The sequence below is a fragment of the Bradyrhizobium sp. ma5 genome, assembly GCF_042258955.1.
Lineage (GTDB): Bacteria > Pseudomonadota > Alphaproteobacteria > Rhizobiales > Xanthobacteraceae > Bradyrhizobium.
Window position 1 is genome coordinate 1058109 of sequence record NZ_CP170156.1, and the last position, 19691, is coordinate 1077799.

Annotated in this window: 19 protein-coding genes; 12 read left to right on the top strand and 7 right to left on the bottom strand. The window is 64.7% G+C overall.

Annotation, left to right across the window (positions count from 1 at the left end; genetic code table 11):
* Positions 1 to 85: 85 nt before the first annotated feature.
* Both ACE103_RS04825 and ACE103_RS04830 read right to left on the bottom strand, forming a co-directional pair.
* Complete coding sequence (locus tag ACE103_RS04825; protein ID WP_223974029.1) at positions 86 to 700, bottom strand: TetR/AcrR family transcriptional regulator; 615 nt, start codon at positions 698 to 700, stop codon at positions 86 to 88.
* 85 nt (positions 701 to 785) lie between these two features.
* The gene (locus tag ACE103_RS04830) at positions 786 to 1958 is read right to left on the bottom strand and encodes an acyl-CoA dehydrogenase family protein (protein ID WP_375778522.1); all 1173 of its coding nucleotides are present in this window, start codon (positions 1956 to 1958) and stop codon (positions 786 to 788) included.
* 227 nt (positions 1959 to 2185) lie between these two features.
* Between ACE103_RS04830 and ACE103_RS04835 the strand changes: the two genes are divergently transcribed.
* Complete coding sequence (locus ACE103_RS04835; RefSeq protein ID WP_375778523.1) at positions 2186 to 3286, top strand: asparaginase; 1101 nt, start codon at positions 2186 to 2188, stop codon at positions 3284 to 3286.
* Here the strand turns inward: ACE103_RS04835 and ACE103_RS04840 are convergent.
* Positions 3265 to 3822: a sigma factor-like helix-turn-helix DNA-binding protein gene (locus ACE103_RS04840; protein ID WP_375778524.1), complete on the bottom strand. Its 558-nt coding sequence runs from the start codon at positions 3820 to 3822 to the stop codon at positions 3265 to 3267. The two genes, ACE103_RS04835 and ACE103_RS04840, sit on opposite strands and share 22 nt — an antisense overlap.
* A 174-nt stretch (positions 3823 to 3996) precedes the next feature.
* Here ACE103_RS04840 and ACE103_RS04845 point away from each other — a divergent pair, with 174 nt between their 5' ends.
* The 3 genes from ACE103_RS04845 to htpG all read left to right on the top strand — a co-directional run bounded on the left by ACE103_RS04845 (position 3997) and on the right by htpG (position 7793).
* Positions 3997 to 4977: a helix-turn-helix domain-containing protein gene (locus ACE103_RS04845; RefSeq protein WP_375778525.1), complete on the top strand. Its 981-nt coding sequence runs from the start codon at positions 3997 to 3999 to the stop codon at positions 4975 to 4977.
* 60 nt (positions 4978 to 5037) lie between these two features.
* Positions 5038 to 5844, top strand: a complete 807-nt coding sequence (locus tag ACE103_RS04850) for an MBL fold metallo-hydrolase (RefSeq protein ID WP_375778526.1) — start codon at positions 5038 to 5040, stop codon at positions 5842 to 5844.
* 86 nt (positions 5845 to 5930) lie between these two features.
* A complete protein-coding gene (gene htpG / locus ACE103_RS04855) occupies positions 5931 to 7793 on the top strand; it encodes a molecular chaperone HtpG (RefSeq protein ID WP_375778527.1) in 1863 nt (620 codons plus the stop codon).
* A 51-nt stretch (positions 7794 to 7844) separates the two neighbouring features.
* On the opposite strand, the gene ACE103_RS04860 is transcribed toward htpG, so the two are convergent.
* Positions 7845 to 8510, bottom strand: coding sequence for a DUF2278 family protein (locus ACE103_RS04860; RefSeq protein WP_375778528.1), 666 nt, complete (start codon positions 8508 to 8510; stop codon positions 7845 to 7847).
* 244 nt (positions 8511 to 8754) lie between these two features.
* On the opposite strand from ACE103_RS04860, the gene zigA reads away from it, so the two are divergent.
* Together zigA and ACE103_RS04870 are read left to right on the top strand one after the other, a co-directional pair.
* Positions 8755 to 9960 (top strand): zinc metallochaperone GTPase ZigA, encoded by a 1206-nt coding sequence (gene zigA / locus ACE103_RS04865; protein WP_375778529.1) that lies wholly within the window; start codon positions 8755 to 8757, stop codon positions 9958 to 9960.
* A gap of 306 nt (positions 9961 to 10266) precedes the next feature.
* Positions 10267 to 11415, top strand: coding sequence for a DUF3095 domain-containing protein (locus ACE103_RS04870; RefSeq protein ID WP_375778530.1), 1149 nt, complete (start codon positions 10267 to 10269; stop codon positions 11413 to 11415).
* 72 nt (positions 11416 to 11487) lie between these two features.
* Here the strand turns inward: ACE103_RS04870 and ACE103_RS04875 are convergent, their stop codons facing one another.
* From ACE103_RS04875 to ACE103_RS04885, 3 genes are all read right to left on the bottom strand, one after another.
* A complete protein-coding gene (locus tag ACE103_RS04875) occupies positions 11488 to 11931 on the bottom strand; it encodes a DUF2147 domain-containing protein (protein WP_173638929.1) in 444 nt (147 codons plus the stop codon).
* Between the two features lie 192 nt (positions 11932 to 12123).
* Positions 12124 to 13509 carry an MATE family efflux transporter gene (locus ACE103_RS04880; protein ID WP_375778531.1) on the bottom strand — a complete coding sequence of 462 codons (1386 nt, stop codon included), beginning with the start codon at positions 13507 to 13509 and terminating at the stop codon, positions 12124 to 12126.
* A 134-nt stretch (positions 13510 to 13643) separates the two neighbouring features.
* Entirely contained in the window at positions 13644 to 14174 is a 531-nt protein-coding gene (locus ACE103_RS04885; protein ID WP_375778532.1) for a GNAT family N-acetyltransferase, read from the bottom strand.
* A gap of 141 nt (positions 14175 to 14315) precedes the next feature.
* On the opposite strand from ACE103_RS04885, the gene ACE103_RS04890 reads away from it, so the two are divergent.
* The 6 genes from ACE103_RS04890 (at position 14316) to tolB (ending at position 19639) form a co-directional block, all read left to right on the top strand.
* Positions 14316 to 14915 (top strand): superoxide dismutase, encoded by a 600-nt coding sequence (locus ACE103_RS04890; RefSeq protein WP_375778533.1) that lies wholly within the window; start codon positions 14316 to 14318, stop codon positions 14913 to 14915.
* 245 nt (positions 14916 to 15160) lie between these two features.
* Entirely contained in the window at positions 15161 to 15547 is a 387-nt protein-coding gene (gene crcB, locus ACE103_RS04895) for a fluoride efflux transporter CrcB (protein WP_375778534.1), read from the top strand.
* Between the two features lie 494 nt (positions 15548 to 16041).
* Positions 16042 to 16755 (top strand): protein TolQ, encoded by a 714-nt coding sequence (gene tolQ / locus ACE103_RS04900; protein ID WP_016846954.1) that lies wholly within the window; start codon positions 16042 to 16044, stop codon positions 16753 to 16755.
* Positions 16756 to 16798: 43 nt separating this feature from the next.
* The gene (locus ACE103_RS04905) at positions 16799 to 17266 is read left to right on the top strand and encodes a biopolymer transporter ExbD (protein ID WP_092123450.1); all 468 of its coding nucleotides are present in this window, start codon (positions 16799 to 16801) and stop codon (positions 17264 to 17266) included.
* Positions 17267 to 17305: 39 nt separating this feature from the next.
* A complete protein-coding gene (locus ACE103_RS04910; protein ID WP_375781009.1) occupies positions 17306 to 18232 on the top strand; it encodes a protein TolA in 927 nt (308 codons plus the stop codon).
* A 72-nt stretch (positions 18233 to 18304) separates the two neighbouring features.
* A complete protein-coding gene (gene tolB, locus ACE103_RS04915) occupies positions 18305 to 19639 on the top strand; it encodes a Tol-Pal system beta propeller repeat protein TolB (protein WP_223975900.1) in 1335 nt (444 codons plus the stop codon).
* Positions 19640 to 19691: the final 52 nt, after the last annotated feature.

Consider the following 19691-nt stretch of genomic DNA (forward strand, 5'->3'; position numbering starts at 1 on the left):
GGATCGTCTCAACGGCAGGCCAAACAGCGCTGATTTTGGATCAAATCATTCGCGCCGCCGAAGCCGGGGCTGCGCACAGGCGCAGCTAACGCTGAACGAACCCGTTGTGCAGTGTGGTGAACAGCGTCTTGCCCTTCTTCACCAGATCGTATTTGCGGCCATAGAGCAGCCAGACCGCGGTCAAGTGGCACATGCCGCCCATCATCAGCGACATCGCGGTGTAAGGATCGAGATTGCGGCGATAGGTGCCGGCGCGAATCGCCTGCTTGATCAGCTGCACGTAGCGCAGCGCGTATTTGTCGACCGCCTTCTTGACCCGCGGCTCGGCGGCAAGGACGCTCGGCCATATCTCCAGGAAGAACACGCGGCCCCAGCTCGGGTTGTCCTTGATGTACTGGAAGTTGGTCAGGAAGATGATGCGAAGCTGCTCGACGGGGTCGCCGCCCTTCACCAGCAGCGGCTCGGTCTGCTGATACAGCGCCTCGAAATTGCCCTCGGGCACATCCAGCACCAGCGCGCGCTTGTCCTCGAAATAATCGTAGATGCTGGAGAGCGGTACTTTCGCCACCGCAGCGACCTCGGTGAGCGAGGTGCCGTCGATGCCCCTCTGGCCGAACAGCTTGGTCGCCGCCGAGAGGATCTGTTCGCGCCGATCGCGGCTGCGTTGTTGCTTGAGCTTGAGCGTCGTCCCCGAAGCCACTTCCTTCTCCCATCCCGCAAAAACAGTAAGACAGCGGAAGTGGATCACCAAGAACTATTGCAACATAAAGTGGAAGAGGCCGTTGTCAGATTGGCGCGTTCCGTCGTTGATGGTTGCGGAACGCGTTGCGGGCGATGATCTGCCGCATGATCTCGGATGTGCCATCCAGAATGCGGACCACCCGCGTTTCCCGCCAGATGCGTTCGATCGGCAGGTCCCTGGAATAACCGGCACCACCGAACAGCTGCATGGTCATGTCGGCCACCCGCTGCACCATGTCGGCGCCGGTATATTTGGACAGTGCCGCCGCGGCGGTGCGGGCGGCGGCGTCGCTTTGGTCGTAGCGCCAGGCCGCCTCATAGGCGACCAGGCGTGCGGCATGCAGCGCGCTCGCCATGTCGGCGATCTGCCACTCGATGCCCTGATGGTCGCGCAGCTTGCGTCCGAACGTCTCGCGCTCCGAGACATGCTCGAGCGCGTAGTCCAGCAGCTGGCTCGCTGCGCCGACGCAATAGGCGCCCCAATGCGTGCGTCCGGCATCCAGGCACCGCATCGCGATGGCAAATCCGTCGCCCTCCTGGCCGAGCAGGTTCTCGCAGGGAATGCGGCAGTCTTCGAAGATCACCTCGGCATGATCAGAGCCGCGACCGGCGGCCATCTCGACCAGGCGGCCGATGGCGAGGCCCGGCGTCTTCGCGTCCACGACAAACGCCGCGATGCCCTTCGCGCCCGCGGACGGATCGAGCGTCGCGAACACCGTGAAGACGCCGGCGACCGGCGCATTGGTGATGTAGGTCTTGCGGCCGTCGAGCACGTAATGATCGCCGTCACGCCGCGCCGTGGTCTGGATGCCGGCGGCATCCGATCCGGCGTTCGGCTCGGTCAGCGCGAACGCGCCGATCATGCGTCCGCTGGCGAGCTCGAGCAGATACCGGTCGCGAACCGAAGGCTGCGCGAAGAACTCGATCGCCTTCGATCCGATGTGAACGTTCACCCCGCTCAGATAGTAGAACGCCGTGTGCGCCTTCGCGAGTTCCTCGATCGCGAGGCAGCTGCCGAGCATCGAGAGGCCGAGACCGCCGAATTGCTTGGGCGTGTTGGTGCCGAACAATCCCATCCTGCGCAGGCCGGCCATCGCGCTCTCCGGCACCTCGCCCGTTGCCTCGATCGCGGCATCGTGGGGCTTGAGCTCGCTGCGCACGAATTCGCGGATCCGGCCTTGCAGCGTGCGGAGATCGTCGGGAAGCTCGAAGTGCATGGCGCGCCCCATATTTCGAATAATCTTCGAAAAATGTGCGACGCCATTCCTGCGGTGTCAACATTTTGCAGGCTCGCCGGCGAGCAAGGCGGTGTGAGCAGGGTACCGGGTGAGAGCGGCCGGGAAGGTCGGAATTCTGTCCCCGATGGTTTCCGCCGCAAGTTTGTCCATTTCTTGCGCGATAAAACCACGAGTTGTAAGCAGGAAATCTGTCGCTGGGGGAAGAAATGACGCTGCACTTGTTCCGATCGGCTCGTTCTGCACGCACCATCGTCGGCCTTGCCGCAGCCCTCGTCATCGGGCTTGCGTCGCCGGCCATCGCTCAGCAGTCCCCCGCCGGGACCGCGCTGGCCCGTGTGCTCGTGCTCGGCACCGGCGGCACCATCGCGGGCCAGGCCAATGCACGCGCCGGCAATGCCTATGATTCGGGCAAGGTCAGCGCAGCGAACCTGATCGCGGCCATTCCGGGGATCGACAAGCTCGCCCAGATCTCGGCCGAGCAGATCTCGTCGATCGTCTTGCAGGACATGAACGACAAGGTCTGGTTCGACCTCGTCAAGCGCATCCGTACCGCGATCGACAACAAGGAGGTCGACGGCATCGTCATCACGCACGGCACCGACACGATGGAGGAGACGGCGTTCTTCCTGCAAAGCGTGCTGGACACCGACATGCCGGTCGTGCTGGTCGGATCGATGCGGCCCTCGACCGCGATCGGCGCCGATGGCCCGGCCAATCTCTACGAGGCGATGCGGGTCGCATCGGCGCCGGAATCCCGTGGCCGCGGCGTGCTGGTGGTGCTTGACGACACCATCCATGCCGCGCGCTGGGTGCAGAAGACCAATACCACCAGCGTGGAGACGTTCCGCTCGCCCGATGCCGGTCCGGTCGGTTATGTCGACACCGGCTCGCTCCGCTACCTGCAGCCGGCCGCACCGCCCAAACGTGCCGGGCTGAAGCTGCCGGATGCGCCGCCCTTGCCGCGGGTCGACATCGTCTATTCGCACGCCAACATGGACGCCGCGGAGGTCGAGGATGCGGTCAAGCGCGGCGCCAAGGGCATCGTGCTGGCCGGCGTCGGTGACGGCAATTCATCGAAGGGCGCGATCGACGCGCTGGCGGCTGCGGCGAAGCAGGGTGTCATCGTGGTGCGTTCCACTCGGGTCGGCTCGGGCTATGTCAACCGCAACGTCGAGGTCGAGGACGATAAGCTCGGCTTTGCAGTCTCGCTCGATCTCAATCCGCAGAAGGCACGCTTGCTGCTTCAGCTCCTGATCGCCAACGGCGTCACCGAGTCCTCGGCGGTTCAACAGGCGTTCGCGCGGTAGATCGTAGGTTTTATCGTGCCGCCCGCGGGCCTCGCAGCGGCTGGTTCCTGGTGCGCTTGCGCTGCTCGCCGCGCCGCGAGCAGCAGGCCGCGGGCTTCCGCGATACGCGACATCACGGTGGCGACGGGAACGCCGGTGACCTCGGCGATCTCCTTGTAGGTGAGATCGAGATATTCGCGCAGTGCGATAACCTCGCCGAGTGGTGCGGGCAGCTCGTCGACGAGTTGCCGGATGGTCGGGGGGCCGCGCCGCTCAAGCGTCCCGCTCGCGCCGGCATCCGGGGCTGAGCCGCGGCGGGACGGCTTCTCCTGGCAGACGGTTTTGAGGATCGCGAGCAGCCACGGCCTGATCGCGGTGCCACGAAAGCCGTCGAACTGGCGCTGTGCGCGCAGATAGCAGTCCTGCACGGCCTGTTCGGCGTCCGCCTCGGTTCGCATCAGCACCTGGGCGAATGCATAGGCATCATCGAGCCATGGCAGGGCGGCGTCACGAAACTGCTGCGCCGTTTTATTCCCGGCCTTCGCACTACGCATCATAGGGTTGCATCTCGTGAATAGCTTTACCGTCAATCGGCGGAGTGGTATCAGGCTCCCCGCCGGAGTCGTGGACCGTCGCGCCAAGCGTAGGGACAGGAACGACATGCGCACGCCGGGAAGAACGCGATCGTTCGTCGCCTCGTTTCGATCGATCGCGCTTTCGGAGCACGGATCATGTCCGAGACACAGGTGCCCAACCGGTTCTCGATCTCCCATCGCGGGCTGGCGAAGGGGCCGGCCTATGAGGCGTGGCGCGAGGGCATTTGCCGCGGCTTCTGCCGGCTCGACGTCGGACCGACCGACGACGTCAGCATCGATTGCCATAACGAATTCACGCTGCTGCATACGGTCGCGATCGCGACACCCCGCGGCGGCTCGGCCCGCTTCGCCCGCACCCGCGCGCTTCTGAGCGACGGCTGCGACGATTTGGTGCTGATATCAGCGACACGCGGTACGGTGCAGGTCACACAAGGCAGCGCGGCGATCGAGCTCAAGCGCGGCCAGATGTGCCTCACCGAAATGAACGTCGTCGGCACGGCAGATCTCACCCAGTCCGGCAGCTTCACGACGACGCGGTTTCCGCGGCGCCTTTTGCTCCAGGTCGCCCCCATGGCGGAAACGCAGCTGGCGCGGGCGCTCGGCCGCGATCTGGCCTTGAGTTCGATGATCGAGCGCTATTCAACGCTCTGCACCGAGCTTGCCGGCGATCTCGATGTGCCGGGCCAGCAGGCGGCGGCGCATCATCTGGCCGATCTGGTCGGCCTCGTGCTCGGCAGCAGTGCCGAGCAGAAGGAGCTCGCCGCGCGCGATGGCGTGGCGAAGGCGCGGCTCGATCTGATGAAGGCCGATGTCCTGAAGAACCTCGACAACGGCAAGCTCACGATCGAGGCCATAGCAAGGGCGAATGCGCTGAGCACACGCCAGGCGCAACGCCTGTTCGCCTCCGAAGGGACCACGTTCTCGGAATATGTCCTTGAGCAGCGCCTGCTGCTGGCGCGCCGGCTGCTGCTGCACGCGCAGAGCGCCGGCCGCAAGGTCAGCGACATCGCCTATACGGTCGGCTTCAACGACCTGTCCTATTTTCACCGCGCGTTCCGCCGCAAGTTCGGCGCAGCTCCAGCGGAGATGCAGATGGAACTGGGGCGCCGGCATTGAACGCATTGCGCCGCTGACGTAGATCAGGGGATCAGCTTCACCCCTACACCTGTGGTCTCAATGCCTCTCTGGACCTGCGAACAATGCGGCGCGCAATTTCCTGAAACCGCCGCACCGCCGTCGTCCTGTCCGATCTGCGAGGACGAGCGGCAATATGTGAACCGGAAGGGACAGGTCTGGCTGACGCGCGAGGAACTCGCCGAGCGGCATCGGCTGGTCTGGCGCGACGATCTCGGCCTGGTTGGATTGGCGCTCGAGCCGTCCTTTGCGATCGGGCAGCGCGCGCTGCTTGTGCCGGATCGCGGCGGCTGCGTGATGTGGGACTGTGTGCCGCTGGCTACGCCCGAGGCGATCGCGCATGTCAGGTCGCTCGGCGGATTGAAGGCGATCGCGATCTCGCATCCGCATTATTATGGCGCGGTCGCCGACTGGAGCGCGGCGTTCGACGACGCGCCGGTCTATCTGCACGGCGACGACGCGCAATGGGTGACCCGGCCTTACGCGTCGATCGTGCCGTGGCAAGGCGACAGCCATCGCATCTCCGACGACATCCTCCTGGTGCGCGGCGGCGGGCATTTCGCGGGCGCCACCATGCTGCATTGGCGCAAGGGGGCCGACGGGCGCGGTGCGCTGCTGACCGGCGACATCGCGATGGTCGCGATGGACCGCCGCTCGGTCAGCTTCATGTACTCCTACCCGAACTACATCCCGCTCAATGCATCCGCGGTCCGCCGCATCGCGCGCACGGTCGCGCCGCTGGCCTATGATCGGATCTACGGCGCTTGGTGGGGCAAGAACATCGCAACCGATGCCAGGGCGGCGTTCGACCGTTCGGTCGAGCGCTATCTCGCGGCGATCTCGGACTGACGGGTTCCCCCCGCTCGTCTTGCCAGGCGGCGCGATCACGCTATATCAGGGCTTTCCCGCCCCTTACCGTTTGTCCGAGTTTCTGCATGACCACAACTGCTGCCGCCGAATCCCAGCCATTTCAGGCCGAGGTTGCCGAATTGCTGCACCTGATGGTGCATTCGGTCTATTCCGAGACCGATATCTTCCTGCGCGAGCTGATCTCGAACGCATCCGATGCCTGCGACAAGTTGCGCTATGAGGCGATCGCCAACCCCGGCCTGATCACCGAGGGCATGCCGCCGGAGATCAGGATCGTCCCGAACAAGGCGGCCAACACGCTGTCCGTGGTCGATACCGGCATCGGCATGGAGCGGGCCGAGCTGATCGACAATCTCGGCACCATCGCGCGCTCCGGCACCAAATCGTTCCTCTCGAAGCTGACCGAGGCCAAGGACGGCGCCAACCTGATCGGCCAGTTCGGTGTCGGCTTCTATGCCGCCTTCATGGTCGCCGAGAAGATCGTCGTGACCAGCCGCCGCGCCGGGTCGGACGAGGTCTGGGTGTGGTCGTCGGAAGGCGGCAGCGGCTTCGAGATCGCGCCGGCAAGCGAGGAGGCCGCAAGCCGCGTCGCGCGCGGCACCGAGATCGTGCTGCATCTGAAACCGGAGGCCGCCAAATATCTCGAGGCTTACGAGATCGAGCGCATCGTCCGCGAGTATTCCGACAACATCCAGTTTCCGATCTTGCTGGTGCCGGAGGAGGGTGAGCCGCGCCAGATCAATTCGGCGAGCGCGCTGTGGCAGCGCTCCAAATCCGAACTGACACCGGAAGACTACGCGCAGGCCTACAAGCAGATCGCGGGTGCGTTCGACGAGCCGGCGATGACGCTGCACTACCGCGCCGAGGGCCGGCAGTCCTACGCCGTGCTGCTGTTCGCGCCGTCCGAGAAGCCGTTCGACCTGTTCCAGGTCGAGCGCAAGGGCAGGGTGAAGCTCTATGTCCGCCGCGTCTTCATTGCTGACGACGCCGAGCTGCTGCCCGCGTACCTCCGCTTCATCCGCGGCGTGATCGACAGCGAGGACCTGCCGCTCAACATCTCGCGCGAGATGTTGCAGAACAATCCGCAACTCGCACAGATCCGCAAGGCGGTTACCAGCCGCGTCATCGGCGAGCTGGAAACGCTCGGCGAGAAGGAGCCGGAGACCTTCACAAAGATCTGGGACGCGTTCGGCCCGGTCATCAAGGAAGGCTTGTGGGAGGACTTCGAGCGCCGCGAGAAGCTGCTGGCGCTGGCGCGCTTCACCACGACATCGGGCGAGAAGCGCTCGCTGAAGCAAATTGTCGACGACTTCAAGCCGAACCAGACCGAGATTTATTATCTGGTCGGCGACAGCGTCGAGCGGCTGAAGTCGAACCCGAAGCTGGAATCGGCGCGCGCCCGCGGCATCGAGGTGTTGCTGCTCACCGATCCGGTCGACGCGTTCTGGACCTCGGCGCCGCTCGAGTTCGGCGGCAAGCCGCTGAAGTCGCTGAGCCAGGGCGACGTCGATTTCGGCCTGATCCCGCTCGTCGACGACAAGCAGGACAAGAAGGACGAGCCTGCTGCCGATGCCGCGACCACGATCGCCGTGATCAAGGATGCGCTCGGCGAGCGCGTCTCGGATGTCCGCGCCTCGCAGCGGCTGACCGCGAGCGCGTCGTGCCTGGTCGCCGGCGGCGACGCGCGCGACCGCGCGCTGGAGCGGCTGCTCGCTCAGCAGAACCGCGGCGAGATCACCAAGCCGATCCTCGAGATCAATTTGCGTCATCCGCTGGTCGCAGCGCTTGCGACCGACACCGCGCAGGCGAAGGATCTGTCGCTGTTGCTGTTCGAGCAGGCGCAGATCCTCGACGGCGAGATGCCCGACGATCCCGCCGCGTTTGCCAGCCGGATGAACCAGCTCGTGCTGCGCGGCCTCGCAAGATAGCCGTGATGGCCGGCGTCAGCGCCGGCCATGCCGCCTGGCTTCGAACGCTGCTCAGCCGATCGTGGCGGCGTCGGGTTTTGGATTGCCGAGCTCATCGGTCGGCACCAGCTGCTGATTGAAGGCCGCGAAATATGCGGCCCATTCCGGCTCGCCGAGATCGACCATCACGGCGCCGTCCTGCCAGATATCGTTGTGGTCGTTGGAATCGTCACCCGGGCGATGGATGAAGCCCTTGGTCGAGCCCTGGTTGAGATGGACGTCGTGCAGGCCGTTGCCCTGCTCGTAGAAGCGGCCGAAGATGTAGACATCACGACCCTGCTGATGCGCGCGCGACAACAGCCGCGCCAGTGACGCCGCCGGCTCGACATCCTCGGAGCCGTCCATCACGTCGCTGTCACGCCACTTGCCGGTGTTGGCGAGCAGATCGCTGCGCATGAAGTCCAGCGCGGGCAGCGCCTTCTGTCCGGTCAGCTCGCGCGAGCCGTTGTCGGCCGCCGCCAGAGTCTGGATCACCGGATGGCGGAAATCGAACACCAGCTTGTATTTCAGCAGGTCGTCCGCGTCGTTGGTGCCGACATTGATCGCGACGTCCCATTGGCCGCCATCGACATCGAGATTGCAGTGCAGGTGGTACTGCGTCTCGTGCCCGTGGTGGGACGCCTTCATTTTGGGTTCGGAGGTGATCTTGGTCTTCACGAATCCGTAGACGAGGGTCAAGGCGCGGTCCTTTCGGTTCGGGCGGGTGTCTCGTCCAAACTACAACCCTGGATGAGACAGGCGCGTGAAGCAGGACACAATCGCCGGCTTGTTTGGCATCACCGCCGAACGGCAGGCGCTGGTTGCGTTCGGCGCACGTGACGGCTTGACAAGCACCATGGCTCTTGATGTTATGTTATAACATTACAAAAAACCGAATGCCGCATGCCCCGCCGCCCATCCCTCAAGCAACTGTTTGATCTCGATGCAAAAACTCCCCGTCACCATCTTGTCCGGCTTCCTCGGGGCTGGAAAGACCACTTTGCTGAACCACGTCCTGAAGAACCGCCACGGCCTGAAGGTTGCGGTGATTGTGAACGACATGAGCGAGGTGAACATCGACGCCGACCTCGTCCGCGATGGCGGTGCGAACCTATCCCGGACTGACGAAAAACTGGTCGAGATGAGCAATGGCTGCATCTGCTGCACCCTGCGCGACGATCTGCTGAAAGAGGTGCGCGCGCTCGCCGAGAGTGGCCGCTTCGATTATCTGCTGATCGAATCGACCGGCATCTCCGAACCGCGGCCGGTCGCCGCGACCTTCGAGTTTCGCGACGAGGACGGCAACAGCCTCTCCGATGTTGCGCGCCTCGACACCATGGTCACGGTGGTCGACGCCGCCAATCTCCTGAAGGACTATGCCTCGACCGATTTCCTCAGCCAGCGCGGCGAGGCGCTCGACGGCGACAAGCGCACGCTGGTCGATTTGTTGGTCGAGCAGATCGAGTTCGCCGACGTCGTCGTGTTGAACAAGGTCGATGCCGCGACGCTGGCACAGTGCGAAGCTGCCCGCACCATCGTGCGTGCGCTCAATCCCGACGCTGACCTCGTCGAGGCGAACTTTGCAAATGTGCCGTTCGACCGCGTGCTCGACACCGGCCGCTTCGACCATGAACGCGCGCAGCAGCATCCGCTCTGGCACAAGGAGCTCTACGGCTTTGCCGAGCACGTGCCGGAGACCGAGGAATACGGCATCACAAGCTTCGTCTATCGCGCGCGGCGGCCGTTCGATCCGGTGCGGTTTCACGGCTTCCTGCGCGAGAGCTGGCAAGGTGTGATCCGCGCCAAGGGCCATTTCTGGATCGCGACGCGGCCGGACTGGTGCGGTGAGATGAGCCAGGCCGGCGCGATCGTGCGGACCGAAGGCCTCGGCTCGTGGTGGGCCGCGATCCCGCGCGAGCGCTGGCCGGATCATCCGGACTGGCGGCTGATGATGCAGCGAAGCTGGAACGATCTCTACGGCGATCGCCGGCAGGAGCTGGTCTTCATCGGCTCCGGCATGAACGAGGACGACATCCGCCGCCGTCTCGATGCCTGCCTCGTCGCGGGCAAGCCGGGCATGGACCCGCAGGCCTGGGCAAAACTTCGCGATCCGTTTCCGCCGTGGAGGAGAACGGACGAGGCGGCGTAATCACTGGCGGAATGTTGTAGCCCGGATGGAGCGCAGCGCAATCCGGGTCTTCTACCGCGCGCGAGGTCCCCGGATTTCGCTGCGCTCCATCCAGGATACGCTGCTCCCTCATCCTGAGGAGCGCGAAGCGCGTCTCGAAGGATGCACGGCCCGGCTGGTGGCCGTCGACCCTTCGAGACGCGCGCCAAGGCGCGCTCCTCAGGGTGACGGTGACAGAGGGCGCGGGCTCCGAGGGAAAACCCGATCCCAATCCGCTGCGTATCTGCTAGAGAGTTTCGTAACAGGCAGAAACAACACGGCGTTGCAATGGCTGGCGGCAGCGAGATCTTCTACGGCGGCATTCCGGTGTTTCGCGGCTTCGCGCGCCTGATGGATCCGGCGCTGTATGCGCCGCTGCCTGATGACTGGACGGTCGGCGTCGCCGATATCGTGGAGTCCACCAAGGCGATCGCGGCGCAGCGCTACAAGGCGGTCAACATGGCTGGCGCCGCCGTGGTCGCTTCCGTCACCAACGCGCTTGACGGCCGCGAATTCCCGTTCGTGTTCGGCGGTGACGGCGCGAGCTTCGCGGTCGCGCCCGCCGATCTCGACAGAGCGCGCGAGGCGCTGGCTGCGACCGCGCGCTGGGTGCGCGATGATCTCGATCTGGTGCTGCGGGTGGCGCTGGTGCCGATGTCCGCGATCCGCGCGGCGGGCGCCGACGTGCGCGTCGCGCGCTTCGGGCCGTCGGCCAATCTGTCCTATGCGATGTTCTCCGGTGGAGGTCTTGCATTCGCCGATGCCGCGATGAAGCGCGGCGAGTTTGCGGTCGATCCGGCGCCTGAGGGCACGCAGCCCGATCTGTCCGGCCTGTCCTGCCGTTTCGAGGTGATGCCCTCAGTGCGTGGCGTCATCCTCTCGGTCTTGGTGCTCCCGGCGAAGGACGCCGATCCCGCGTCCTTCCGCAAGGTGATCGAAGACCTCGTGGTGCGGATCGAGAAAAGCCCCGACGCCGGGAGGCCGGTGCCGCCAGGCGGGCCGCCGCTGCGCTGGCCGCCGCAGGGGATGGAATACGAGGCGCGTGCGCGGCGTGGCGGCTCGCTCGCGCTGCGCCGTGCCACGGTGCTCGCGTTCACGCTATGGGCCTATACGTTGATGCGGTTCAATATCCCGGTCGGCAAGTTCGTGCCGAAGAACTATGTGCGGCAGCTCGTGGAGAATTCCGACTTCCGCAAGTTCGATGACGGCCTGCGCATGATCCTGGATTGCACGCCGGAGCTCGCCGCCGAGCTCGATCAGCGCCTGGTCGCCGCCGCCGCACAGGGCATCGTGCGCTACGGCCTGCACGCGCAGGATGCCGCGATGATGACCTGCTTCACGCCGTCGGTGATGCGCGCCGACCACGTCCACTTCATCGACGGCGCCCGCGGCGGCTACGCCTCCGCCGCCACCGTGCTGAAGACGCGCGCGGGGTGAGTTGTTGCAATATCGGGATTCTGCTCTCTCCCCCGCAAGCGGGAGAGGTGAAGGAAAAATCCCGCCTCGCGTTTACCGCCCGACCCGCGTCCAGGTCTCGCCGCCGCATAGCGCGCCGACGCAGCCTTCGACGCGCAGCGTGCTCTCGCCGGTGACCGAGATGCTGCTGGCATAGGTGCCGCCATCATCGGCATTGTAGATCTGGCCCGACCATTTGCCCGCGGCAACCGGCTGCATGCCGGAGAACAGCGGCAGCCCGATGATCGGCCGGTTGGCCAGCGACGGATTGGGATTCTTGTTGTCGACCTGCGGCTTGCCGGTCATCGGATCGATCGGGTCGCGCAGGCTCACCACCACGCCGCAGATGCCGCCGCCGCATTTGCTGACCTTGACGCGGGCATCGCCGGCCTGGGTCTGCCAGACGCCGAAGGGCTCAGGCGCGCCCTGCGCATGCGCGGCAGGCACGGCAAGTGCCGTCGCAATGATTGCGATCACGAATCCGAATTTGCAGGCCATGACGTATTCCCCAAGAGGTCGCCTGCATAACAAGTCGAAAGATTTCTGCAATGTAATAATCGCGCGATCAGGCGGGCGCGATCCGAAAAATTTTCTAGCCTTTTTCCGAGGCCGCCATGCTGCGGCAAGGCTCGGAAGGGTGGCGCTGCCTTGTCGCGACCGAAAGCGCAACGTAGCCCCGGCCCTCCGGGTCTATCCCCAACGGGTCAGCTTGATCGACACGATGGTCGCGAGGCCGAATGCCACCATCGCACTGCCGACCAGCGCAAACAGCGTCCATGCCGGGGCGCTCGCGGCGGCGAGCCACCAGCCGCCGATGCCGACCAGCAGCAGGCGGATGGTGCCGGCCAGCACCGGCCCGCCGACCTTGGCCGCGCCTTGCGAGGAAAAATACAGGCAGACGCCGACGCCGAAGAAGCCGAAGCCCGGACCGGCCAGTGCGAAATAGGACGAGGCCGCGGCAGTCACGCCGGGATCGGTGGTGAACAGCGCAATCCACAGCGTTGGCTTCAGTGCGACCACGAATCCGACCAATCCGACGACAAGCCCGGCGACCGTGCCGGCGGTCCACGCCACCTTGCGGGCCCGCGTGACGAGGCCGGCGCCGATTGCCATGCCGACCATCGGCACCGAGGCGACGCCGACCGCGAATGCGATCGGGATCAGCAGGAATTCCAGCCGCGAGCCCATGCCGTATCCGGCCAGGGTTTCGGTGCCGAAGCCCGCCAAAATCTTGGTGAAGATCAGGATGGTCAGCACGCTCTGCAGCGGCGACAGGCAGGAGATCGCACCCACTTTCAGGATGTCGAGGAACATCGCGCGCTGAAAGCTGAAGGCGGCGAAGTCGAGCTTCAGCCGGCTGCGGCCAGAGGCGAGATACCAGGCGAGGAAGATCGCACCACACGTGAAGGCGGTGAGCTGGCCTGCGGCGACGCCGCGCATGCCGAGGCTCGGCATGCCGAACAGCCCGAGACCGAACACGCCGCCGACCGCGATCTGGATCATCGACACGGTGATCAGCGTCATCGATGGGACGCGCATGTCGCCGGTGCCGCGCACGACGGAGGCGAGCGTGTTGACCAGCCAGATCGAGATCGCGCCGGAGAACAGCACCTGTGAGTAATGCATCGACTGCTCGAGCACGCCGCCGCGTCCGCCGAGCAGCGCATAGAAGTCGCGGCCGAAGCCGAGCATCATCACGGTGAAGAACAATCCGGCACACCCACCGATGATCGCTGCATGCAACGCCAGGTCGGCAGCGCGGTCGCGGTCGCCGGCGCCGAGCGCGCGGCTGATCGCCGACGATACGCCACCGCCCATCGCGCCGGCCGACATCATCTGCGTCAGCATCGCGAACGGAAACACCAGCGCGATGCCCGCCAGCGGCTCGGTGCCGAGCCGGCCGATATAGGACGTCTCGGCGACCGCGACCAGCGTCGAACCGAACATCGCGATCGTGTTGGGGACGGCGAGCTTGAGCAGCGTCGGCAGGATCGGCGCCGTCAGCAGATGATCGACCGGTACCGCAGGCGTGGCCGCGGCGGAGTTGATGTCGTCGATCGAGGCATCGATGGTCATGCGTCGGCGGCTCACTTCGGAGGCGGGAGGGCGCACTGCAATTCGACGCCAGTGAACCAGGCTCGCAATCAATAAATGATGATCGACATGTTACGTGTTCAAGCTAATGCTCGCCACCCGCGCCCGCGCAGGGGTCACCACGGCAGGCCGCATAGGTCGATCTTGCCCTGGCGCGGCGCGCGAACGATGTCGTTGACGAACGGCGCCATCGCCTCGAAGCGAATCTGCCCGGAAGGCTGTTCACAGGTGACTTCGCCGGCGAAGGGATGCCAGCCGCGGGCCTGGTAGAATGCGAAATTGTGCGGCTCGCAGAATAAGATTGCAAACTTCACCGCGTCATTGGCACGAATGGTGTGCACGGCTGCATCCAACGCGAGCGACGCATAGCCGCGGTGCCGGCAGTCCTCGCGGGTCGCAACCCCGCCAATGCCGCCGACATGCACCTTGTGGCCATTCCAGGTGATGGTCCGGAAGTAGATACCGACGTGGCAGGCGAGCCCGCCGTCGTCAGGCGCATCGAGAAACACGCGCAAATCCGCGTGAGCCCATTTGATGTCCGCCCACTGCTTGTTCTCCATGATATCCGGGCTCCAGACCGCCCGGAGCAGTGGCTCGGCGCGCCGCCACGACGCATCTCCGTTGAGAATGTCGATTTCGATGCTCATCGTCTCAGGTCCTGGGTCTTGGTCCTCGGCTGCGCCGATCTGTCATACACGATCCGAAAATGCGGTGTTTCTCCGCCGTGGAACCTTCTATAAGGGGGACCCGTTAAGTGTAGTCTCCCACCCTCTGTTGGACATTACCCCATGACCTTCACGCTACCCGATCTGCCCTACGCCCACGACGCCCTTGCGCCCTACATGTCCAAGGAAACGCTGGAGTTTCACCACGACAAGCATCACCAGGCCTACGTCACCAACGGCAACAACGCGATCAAGGGGACCGAATTCGAAGGCAAGTCCCTCGAGGAGATCGTGAAGGGCTCGTTCGGCAAGAACGCGGCCGTCTTCAACAATGCCGGTCAGCACTACAACCACATCCACTTCTGGAAGTGGATGAAGCCGAATGGCGGCGGCAGCAAGCTGCCCGGTCGGCTGGAGAAGAAGATCAACGAGGACCTCGGCGGCGCCGAGAAGTTCAAGACCGACTTCGCCGCCGCCGGCGTCGGCCAGTTCGGCTCCGGCTGGGCCTGGCTTCAGGTCAAGGGCGGCAAGCTCGAGATCGCGAAGACCCCGAACGGCGAGAACCCGCTGGTCCATGGCGCGGTGCCGATCCTCGGCGTCGACGTGTGGGAGCACTCCTACTACATCGACTACCGCAACCGCCGTCCGGACTATCTGAAGGCGTTCGTCGACAGCCTCGTCAACTGGGATTACGTCGACGAGCTGTTCGGCAAGGCCGGCTAAGCGCATATCGCAATTCGGCGTCGACCCTCTTATCCCTCCCCTGGACGGGGAGGGTCGACGCGAGTGAAATGAGCGGCGGGGTGGGGTGACGGTCTATCCACGCGCGACACTGTCCGTGTTGAGAGATCACCCCACCCCGTTTCGCATTCCGCTTCGCTTCATGCGAACCGACCCTCCCCCTCCAGGGGAGGGTGAGCTTTTGAAGGGCGCGGACTGAGCTTCTCCACACGCCAGCGGGGGCATTGGTGGGTAACGCGGCAAGCTATCTCATCGTCTTTTTCGGCGGCGGTCTCGGCGCAACGTTGCGGCACCTGATCAACGTCACCTGCGCGCGCTGCATCGGCACCGCGTTTCCATACGGCACCTTCATCATCAACATCACGGGCTCGACCGTGATGGGCCTGATCGCCGGCTATCTCGCCTTCAAGGGCGAGGCCTCGCAGCCCTGGCGGCTGTTCCTGATGACCGGCATCCTCGGCGGCTACACCACTTTCTCCGCCTTCTCGCTCGACACCGCGCTGCTCTATGAGCGCGGCGAGCTCGGCCTTGCCGCGCTGTATGTCGCGGGCTCGGTGGCGTTGTCGATCGCAGGTCTGTTCGCCGGGCTTGCGGTCGTGCGGCATCTGGCCTGAGCTTGAAGCGCGCCCTATCCCTATCGTCGTCCTGACGAAAGCCAGGACCCATTACCCCAAGTCTCAATACCCCAGGTCTCAATGTGCACGGCTGGGGCGCGATCGCGTTCATCACCGAGCGTGGTGGTTAGGGGTCCTGGCTTTCGCCAGGACGACGCAACGAGAGGGGGCACCCGCACCCCTCCATCCGGCGCAGCCAATTCATCTCCGGAACCCGCCAACCGCCTCCCGCGCCGGCATTTCCCGCCTCCAAATTTCCCTTTGGTAACCTCGCCTTAACCATGATTAGCGTTTGGTTAGGGGCGGAATGAAGCGTGAAAAGCCCTCGTTTTGACATGTTGGCAGGGGAAGCAGGGCCCGGCTTTGGACGGGCCCCCCATGCGACAGATGCAAGAGGCTTTCGCGCAGTTTCGCCGCGCCTGATGCGGCCGTGGAATCGGTGCCGATTGGCGGCCCGCCTGATTAAGGACACTTGCGTTGAGAGGATATTGCCGATGAACCCCGCCGACGTGGCTCAGTCCACGCTGCCACTGGCATCGAGCGATGTGTCGCTGATCGCGCTGTTTTGGCAGGCCCATTGGGTCGTCAAATGCGTGATGTTGGGACTTTTGTCCTGCTCGGTGTGGGTCTGGGCGATCGCGATCGACAAGATCCTGCTCTACGCCCGCACCAAGCGGGCGATGGACAAGTTCGAGCAGGCGTTCTGGTCCGGCCAGTCGATCGAGGAACTCTACCGGGCGCTTTCGGCCAAGCCGACCCAGTCGATGGCGGCCTGTTTCGTGGCGGCGATGCGGGAGTGGAAGCGCTCCTTCGAGAGCCAGTCGCGGTCCTTTGCCGGCCTGCAGGCTAGAATCGAGAAGGTCATGAACGTCTCGATCGCCCGGGAGGTGGAACGGCTGGAACGGCGGCTGCTGGTGCTGGCCACCGTCGGCTCGGCCGGCCCCTTTGTCGGCCTGTTCGGCACCGTCTGGGGCATCATGTCGAGCTTCCAGTCGATCGCGGCCTCCAAAAACACCTCCCTGGCGGTGGTGGCGCCCGGTATCGCGGAAGCGCTGTTTGCCACCGCAATCGGCCTGATTGCCGCAATTCCGGCGACTATTTTCTACAATAAGTTCACCTCGGAGGTGAACCGGCAGGCCGCGCGCCTGGAGGGGTTCGCCGACGAGTTCTCCGCCATCCTGTCGCGTCAGATCGACGAGCGGGGCTGAGACTTATGATGGTCACGATGGTCACCCTTGTGAGCGCACGATCATGGCGATGAGCATGGCAGGGTCCGGCGGTAGCGGCAGACGCCGCCGCGGGCGCAAGCCGGTCATGGCCGAGATCAACGTCACGCCGATGGTCGACGTGATGCTGGTGTTGCTGATCATCTTCATGGTCGCGGCGCCGCTGATGACGTCGAACATCGACATCGACCTGCCGGTCGCGAGTGGCGGCAAGTCGATCTCGTCGAACCAGCCGCCACTGACGCTGTCGGTCAAGCGCACCGGCGGTGGCTGCAACTCGAATGTCGAGCTCTATCTCGGCGACGCGCCGATCACGGCCGCCGATTTTCCGGCCAAGATCAAGGCGATCGGGGACGCCCGGTCGGATGCCGAAAAGGTGGTCTATCTGCGTGGCGACAAGGATGTCTGTTACACGGATATGATGAAATTGCTCGGGGAGGTCCGGGCCGCGGGATTCAAGGCGAACATCGTCATCATTCCGGAAGGTGGATAGGGCCAATGTGCGGCAAGGCACGGGGAGCCTGATTTGAAGATCAAGGTCGACAAGACTCTGGCGGCGTCGATTGTCCTGCACGTCCTCGTGATCGGGTGGGGCCTCGTGTCGTTTTCGACAAGGGCCTACGTGATGCCGGAAGAAGAGTCCGTCGCGGTTGATGTGGTCTCCGCCGATCAGCTCTCCCATGTCATGACCGGCCAGAAGGACGGCAAGAAGGAAAATCCCAAGCCGCTGGTCGACAAGGTCGCCGAAGCCAAGCCGGTCGACGACATGGTCGGCAAGGTTGAGGAAAAGAAGCCGCCGGTGGTGACCGAAACCGCGCCGGCACCGACGCCGAAGGTCGAGAAGCCGGAAGACAAGAAGCCGGATCCGCCGAAGAAGGTCGAGAACAAGCCGAAGGAAGAGCCGAAGCCGGTCGAGAAGAAGCCCGATCCGGAGAAGCCCGACCCGATCGCGGAAGCGATCAAGAAGGAAGAGAAGAAGCCGCCGCCGAAGCCGGTCCAGCAGGCCGCCAAGCCGCCGCCGGAGCAGAAGCCGAAAGAGCGCACCTTCGACCAGAGCAAGATCGCAGCGCTGCTCGACAAGCGCGATCCGACTCGTGCCTCGGCGACCGGCGATACGCTCAACGCCAATGCCTCGCTCGGCACGGCAAAGGGCAAGGCCGCCGACAACTCCGCGACCTGGGGCGCGATGTTCAAGCAGCAGGTCGAGCGCTGCTGGAAGAAGCCCTATGGCGGCATCGAGGCGCAGCAGACCGAGGCCGTTTTCGAGATCAAGCTGAACCGTGAGGGCAAGCTCGAAGCGCCGCCGGTGCCGGAAGGCACGCCGGGAACGCCCTATTTGCGCGTCTATCAGGAGAGCGCGCTGCGGGCGATTATCGAATGCCAGCCGTACAGACTGCCGGCGGCATTCTTCGAGGAATGGAAGTATTTCGCGCCGGTGTTCACAGAACGGAAGACCTGAGGACAGCCGCGTCGCCTGGCCAACGGCAAGCAAAAGTCACCGACAATGACCAACACGAATGATTTGCGGACCATGAAATTTCGCCTCGACCGTCGACAGATGATCTCCGGAATCGCCGCCCTCGGCGCCCTTGCCGGAAGCCGGAGCGCGTTCGGGCAGGCTGGCCCGAAGCGAATTCCGATTCCGGAAGGCGAGTTCGCGCCGGTGCCGATCGCGATCCCGAACTTCGCCGCCGGCACGCCCGGCGACGCCGAAGTCGGCGTCGGCGTCACGCAGGTGATCACCAACAACCTGAAGCGCAGCGGCTTGTTCGCGCCGATCGATCAGGCCGCCTATCTCGAGAAGCAGATCAACATCGACGCGGCGCCGAACTTCAACAACTGGAAGAGCATCAACGCGCAGGCGCTGGTGACCGGCCGCATGACGCGCCAGGGCAACGGCCGCGTGAAGGCGGAATTCCGGCTCTGGGACGTCAACACCGGCCAGCAGCTCGCGGGCCAGCAGTACGACACCTCGGCCGAATACTGGCGGCGGATCGCACACATCATTTCCGACCAGATCTACGAGCGCATGACCGGCGAGAAGGGTTATTTCGATACCCGCGTCGTGTTCGTCGACGAGAGCGGCGCTGCGGATCGTCGCGTCAAGCGCCTCGCGCTGATGGACCAGGACGGCGCCAATGTGCGCTATCTGACCCGCGGCTCGGATCTTGTGCTGACGCCGCGCTTCTCGCCGTCGACCCAGGAAATCACCTACATGGAGTTCGGGCAGGGCGACCCGCGCGTCTATCTGCTCAACATCGAGACCGGCCAGCGCGAGATCGTCGGCAACTTCCCGGGCATGTCGTTCTCGCCGCGCTTCTCGCCCGACGGCCAGCGCGTCATCATGAGCCTGCAGCAGGGCGGCAACTCGAACCTGTTCGTGATGGATCTGCGCTCGAAGTCGATGACGCGGCTGACCGACACGCCGGCGATCGACACCTCGCCGTCCTACGCGCCGGATGGCACGCGGCTCTGCTTCGAATCCGATCGCGGCGGCAAGCCGCAGATCTATGTGATGCCGGCAACCGGCGGCGCGGCCCAGCGCATCTCGTTCGGCGACGGCACCTACTCGACACCGGTATGGTCGCCGCGCGGCGACTACATCGCCTTCACCAAGCAGGGCGGCGGGCAGTTCGCGATCGGCATCATGAAGCCGGACGGCTCCGGCGAGCGCATTCTGACCTCGGGCTTCCACAATGAAGGCCCGACCTTTGCGCCGAACGGGCGCGTCGTGATGTTCTTCCGCGATCCCGGCGGCAACAGCGGTCCGTCGCTGTTCACCATCGACGTTTCCGGGCGCAACGAACTGCGGGTGCCGACCCCTGGTTTTGCCTCCGACCCCGCCTGGTCCCCGCTGTTGTCGTGAGGCTCGCGCAGAGCTGCTCCAGGGAACCCTGGGGCGGCCGGCACTTCTTACC